Here is a 5476-nt window from a genome sequence, read left to right as displayed (position 1 = left end):
CTCATCAGTGCTGCCGGTGACGGGGTCAGTGACCGGATCGTAACCCTCAACAAGCAGAATTCCTGACCTGGCGGCCCCTGGCCAGAGGCTTCTCGGTATTCTTCGATCCACCCAAGGCGGCTTTGGCTGCGCAACGACAATAAACAAGGACCCGCCGTGAGGCGTCTGCAGTGAGAATGAAATTGAACGGTACAACCATCGGTGCGAACGCATCCATCGTCGGTAACGCCTGTTGCCGCACCAAGAGCCTCTGGTCGCGGCTGCGCCTGAACTCGCTCATACCTCTCGCACTGGGCGCCTGCGTCCTTCTGCCTGCCACCTCATCGGCGCTTCAAGCCAAGGAGATTTTCATGCAAGACAATCAAGCTCAGTACCAGCCCTACACACCTGGCATGAAACTACCCGATGGTGTGTTTCCGCCGATGCAGGGATACACCCATGAAGATCTGATTGAAGCTGCGGCCAAGCGCGCGGAAGCGGTCATGAAGGCTGGCGGCGTGGATCCGACGCTGGCGCGCGAATCGCTGTTTGCACTGGCAAAGCACCTCAACCAGGCGTTGGAAGCACAGAATGTCGAGTACCAGATTTCGACTTGGTACCAGAAGCCTTATGAGAATCCGGCAGATCGCAGCAAAAGTGTCGCCGACATGGGTGAAAGCTATGGTGCTATGGCCGTGCATGCTGCGACTGAGTCCCTGAGGGGGTCGCCTTTGCTTGATCGGGACAAGGCCTTCCTGCGCAACTACATCAGCAGCGTTGGCGATGGCGTTCATGACCTGATCGTTACCTTGAACAAACCTGGCGCTTGAGAAAGGTACGAGACTTTCCAGGAAAGTTCATCCCGCCTTAGGGTGGGATGATCCATAAGGATTTGAGATGAGTGATGCTCTGCGTTTCACGGTGTACTTCGATGGCACCGGAAATAACAAGGACCTGAACACCCCCGAAGGCACCCAGACCAACGTGGCCCGCCTGTTTGACCTGGACACTGCCAAAGGGACCAATCTGGCGCGCAACTCGGGGCATGCCCCGCTACAGTACGACGATCAGGAGCGGTCTGGTCAGTCGGAAAAAATCTATTTCGATGGAGTGGGAAGCCAAGCGCAGACTTCGGGAACATCCTTGCTGGAGGGAGCCACGGGACGGGGGGCGCAGGAGCGTATTGACCAGGCCTATGACGCTATCGTGTCCTTCCACAATAAATACCCGGACCATAAAGTCGATGTGAATATCGTTGGCTTCAGTCGCGGTGCATCACAGTCCCGAGCGCTGGCCAACGAATTTATCGAGCGCGGCGTGCCGAAACTCGATGGTCAGGGACAGCCTACCGGGGAATTCCTGATTCCGCCGGGCCAGGCCCACATCAACAAACTGGGAATCTTCGATACCGTGGCCACGGATGGCCTGGCTAACACCGATACGCACCTGGGCAAGAACCTGGAAATCGGCAAGAACGTCGAGTCGACCACCCACCTGGTGGCGATGAACGAATACCGCGATACCTTCCGCCTGACCAGTGCCCTGCGCAACGACGACAACTCGCGAATCGAAGAAATCAAGTTCGCGGGTGCGCATTCGCAGGTGGGTGGTGGCTACAAGAACGACATCTTGGCGGCGGGCCCGCTGGCAGTGATGTATGAACGCTTGCAGTCCGCTGGCATCGAGATGAAGCCGATGCTGCAGGACGATGTGCGACGCGTCGAACAATACAACGAGTTGATCAAGCACCCGGACAAGATTCATGAGGCACTGATTGACTCCCGGTTGCTGAAGGGCGAGCAAGCATTTGCACAGGGCCCTGACGGTGCTTACCAGAAGGTTGACAACACGCCATTCCCGCTTGAAAGAGGCACGCTCAATGTCTTTGACCGCCAGAGCCGGCCATTTGATCATGAGACCAACGGCCGAGGTGTAATCTTTGAAAACGATGATCGTCTTAGCCGTAACGGAGTCTCCAGAGCCCTGGAGAGCGTGGGCAGCAACCTTAAGTCGCTGGGGCAGAATGCCTTGTCCGCTACGGCACGTTTCGTAGGGTTGGAAACCCGTGAGCAGGCAGTAGACAAGAGTATGGACGTGCTCGAGCAGATGCAGGCCGAGCGGGCTGCTGTCGCGCAAGAGCAGGTTTCCGGTCTTTCCACAGACCTCAAGGCATCGCGTCCGAATACCACTTACATCGAGGGGCTTAAGCTTCAGCCGGTACCCGTTCCTCAAAGCGCCAAGCAAGACCAGCAGCAGGATCCCCAGGCCCGGCAACGCAGCGATTCATTCAAGGCTATGGAAGAAAAAGCCCGCGGCCTCAACCCGTCGGCCAGTATCGGCGAAGCCTCGCAAAGCGGCCGCAAGGCCACTAGCGGAATGGTCGTGGGCATGGACGAGCACCACATCCTGCAGAAGGTCGGTCAGACCGACCAGTTCGTTATCCATGACCGCCGCGACGTCGACCCCAGCCGCAACTTCCAGTTGGGCAAGAGCACGGCGATCGTTAATGAAAAGGGTATCGGCGACGTGGCTCGCAATGTCGCGCCTAAGCTGGAATTGGACATGGGCTTGTCTCAAGCGATGCGTCGGTGAGGGACTTCAGCGTATGAACATGTCTTGCCGGGCAACACTGCCCGCTCCACTGCTGTTGGGCGCCTCGTTGCTCTTGTCTGGCCTATCTTCTCCAGTCCACGCCAAGGAGATTTCCATGCAAGACCACAAGGGCCAGTACCAACCTTATACGCCTGGCATGAAGCCGCCCGAAGGCGTCTTTGCGCCGATGCAGGGTTACACCCACGAGGATCTGATCGAGGCGGCCGGCAAGCGGGTTGAAGCCGTGCTGACAGCTAATTACGTCGATCCGACGCTGGCCAAAGAAACGCTTTTCGCCTTGGCCGATCATCTGAACCGAGCCTTCCAGTCGCAAAACGTCGAATACCAGATCGCAACCTGGTTCAAAAAACCGTACGACGACCCTGCTGCACGCGCACAAAGCGTTTCTGCCATGGGTGAAAGCTTTGGTGCTCTCGCCATCCGTGCAGCGGGCGACTCGTTGAAGGGCTCCCCATTGCTGCACAAGAGCGACGCTTTCCTGAGCGCCTTCATCAGTGCTGCCGGTGACGGGGTCAGTGACCGGATCGTAACCCTCAACAAGCAGAATTCCTGACCTGGCGGCCCCTGGCCACAGGTTTCTCGGTATTCTTCGAACCACCCAAGGCGGCTCTAGCTGCGCAACGACAATAAACAAGGACCCGCCGTGAGGCGGATGCAGGGAGAATGAGATTGAACGGTACAACCGTCGGTGCGAACGCATCCATTACCGGCAACGCTTGTTGCCGCACCAAGGGGCTTTGGTCGCGAATGCGCCTGAGCTCGTTCATGCCTCTCATACTGGGAGTCTGCGTACTCCTGCCCGCCACTTCATCTGCGATTCACGCCAAGGAGATTTCCATGCAAGACAATCAAGTCCAGAATTCATCCAACACAGCCGATACCAAACTGCCCGAAGGTGTGTTCCCTCCCATGAAGGGCTACACCAACCAAGAATTGGCCACCGCCGCGTGCCAAAGTGTCGACAAGGTGTTCAAGGAAAACAACATCGATCCGACGCTTGCCCGTGAGTCTCTTTTCGACCTTTTCAATCACTTGACCGCTGCCTACCAGGCAAACGATGTGGACTACCAGATCTCGACTTGGTACCAGAAACCTTATAACGACCCTTCGGCTCGTACCGAGAGCGTCAAGGCAATGGCCAAGGAATTCAACGCACTCACCATTCGTGCCGCCGGCGATGCACTGATCAAGTCGCCGCTGGGCAACATGAGTCGGGATTTCCAACGCAGCTACCTGCAGAGCGCCGGTCTGGGTGTGCAGAACCTGATTGAAACCCTGAACAAACCCGGTACCTGAGTCGTCAAGGTTGAACGATCATTCCAGCCTGGCCGTTGGAATATTCATAAGGACATGACATGAGCGATGCATTGCGTTTTACGGTGTATTTCGATGGCACCGGCAACAACAAAGACCTGGACACCCCGAAAGGTTCTCACACCAACGTCGCGCGGCTGTTCGAGGCAGACCAGGCCAAGGGCACCAACCTGGCACGCAACTCTGGGCACGAGCCGCAGCAATACGATGCTCACGATCGCTCCGGCCAGTCCGAGAAGGTGTATTTCGATGGGGTTGGCAGCCAACCCGACGTGACTCTGCGGTCACTGGCGGAAGGTGGCACTGGGCTGGGTGGCCAGGGACGCATCGACCAGGCCTACGATGCCATCGTGGCATTTCACAACAAATATCCGGATCAGAAGGTTGACGTGAACATCGTCGGCTTCAGCCGTGGCGCTGCGCAATCCCGCGCGCTGGCCAACGAGTTCATCGACCGGGGCGTGCCGAAAACGGACGGCCAGGGCAAGCCCACCGGCGATTACCTGATCCCGCCGGGCGAAGCGCATGTCAACAAGCTAGGCATCTTCGACACCGTCGCCTCATATGGCAATGCGATGTCCGATACCCACTTGGGCAAGAATCTGGAAGTCGGCAATAATGTTGATTCCACTACACACCTGGTGGCGATGAACGAGTACCGGGATACTTTTCGCCTGACCAGTGCCTTGCGCAACGACGACAACTCACGCATCGAAGAAGTGAAGTTCGCCGGTGCCCACTCGCAAGTAGGGGGTGGATACCGTAACGATGTGCTGGCAGCAGGGCCGCTGGCTTACATGTATGAAAGCTTGCAATCGGCCGGCGTCAAGCTGGGCCCGTTGCAGCAGGAAGACGTGCAGCGCATCGAAAATTACAACGAGCTGGTCCAGAGCCCGGAAAAAGTCCAGCAGGTGCTTATTGATTCACGTCTCAAGGCAGGGAACGAGGCTTTCACTCAAAACGCGGACGGTACTTTCCAGAAGGTCGACAACACGCCGTTTGCTATGGAACGCGGCTTCGTCAATGTGATGGATCGCCAAAACCAACCGTTTGAACATGAAACCGCTGGCCGGGGCGTTGTCTTTGAAAATGATGACAGCCTCAGTCACCTCAAGGTAGTCCGTGCCGCTGAAAACCTGGGCAACCGCCTGGCGGATCTTGGGCGACAGGCACTCTCGGGGGTTGCCCGCTTCGTAGGCAAGGATGACCCCGAGCAAGCACTTGATGAAACGCTCGACCGGGTGGAGCAAACCCGCGCTCAGGCGAGCGCGGTTGCTCGCCAGCAAGGTGACGCGTTGTCCGACGAGCTAAAAGCTTCGCGCCCCAGTGTGGCCTATATCGAGAGCCTTGATTTGCAATCTGTACCGTTACCTCAAGGTGCCAGGCAAAGCCATCAGCAAGACCCCCAGGCCCAGCAGCGCAGCGACTCCTTCAAGGCCATGGAAGAAAAAGCCCGCGGCCTCAACCCGTCGGCCAGCATCGGCGAAGCCTCGCAAACCGGGCGCAAGGCCACCAGCGGGATGGTCATTGACGTGGACGACCACCACATCCTGCAGAAGGTCGGCCAGAC

Annotated in this window: 5 protein-coding genes; all 5 read left to right on the top strand. The window is 57.7% G+C overall.

All coding sequences use genetic code 11. The features are described 5' to 3' along the window. The first annotated feature begins 176 nt into the window (after nucleotides 1-176). Nucleotides 177-809, top strand: coding sequence for a hypothetical protein (locus EGJ09_RS17100; RefSeq protein WP_115273243.1), 633 nt, complete (start codon nucleotides 177-179; stop codon nucleotides 807-809). A gap of 67 nt (nucleotides 810-876) precedes the next feature. Next, nucleotides 877-2571, top strand: coding sequence for a DUF2235 domain-containing protein (locus tag EGJ09_RS17095; RefSeq protein ID WP_125924427.1), 1695 nt, complete (start codon nucleotides 877-879; stop codon nucleotides 2569-2571). 115 nt (nucleotides 2572-2686) lie between these two features. Further along, a complete protein-coding gene (locus EGJ09_RS17090) occupies nucleotides 2687-3145 on the top strand; it encodes a hypothetical protein (protein WP_125924426.1) in 459 nt (152 codons plus the stop codon). Nucleotides 3146-3429: 284 nt separating this feature from the next. Then, on the top strand, nucleotides 3430-3888 hold the full coding sequence (locus EGJ09_RS17085; RefSeq protein ID WP_115273246.1) for a hypothetical protein: 459 nt from the start codon (nucleotides 3430-3432) through the stop codon (nucleotides 3886-3888). Nucleotides 3889-3947: 59 nt separating this feature from the next. Then, nucleotides 3948-5476: DUF2235 domain-containing protein (locus EGJ09_RS17080; protein ID WP_148101099.1), on the top strand; the 1529-nt coding region annotated here is incomplete at its 3' end.

Source organism: Pseudomonas sp. p106 (assembly GCF_003936645.1).
In the GTDB taxonomy this organism is placed as follows: Bacteria; Pseudomonadota; Gammaproteobacteria; order Pseudomonadales; family Pseudomonadaceae; genus Aquipseudomonas; species Aquipseudomonas putida_E.
Note: the sequence above shows the minus strand (reverse complement) of the source record. Positions and strands in the feature narration are given on the sequence as shown.

Coding starts and splice junctions, on each gene's coding strand:
- EGJ09_RS17100 (WP_115273243.1), top strand. CDS start 177: ATGAAATTGAACGGTACAACCATCGGTGCGAACGCATCCATCGTCGGT.
- EGJ09_RS17085 (WP_115273246.1), top strand. CDS start 3,430: ATGCAAGACAATCAAGTCCAGAATTCATCCAACACAGCCGATACCAAA.
- EGJ09_RS17090 (WP_125924426.1), top strand. CDS start 2,687: ATGCAAGACCACAAGGGCCAGTACCAACCTTATACGCCTGGCATGAAG.
- EGJ09_RS17095 (WP_125924427.1), top strand. CDS start 877: ATGAGTGATGCTCTGCGTTTCACGGTGTACTTCGATGGCACCGGAAAT.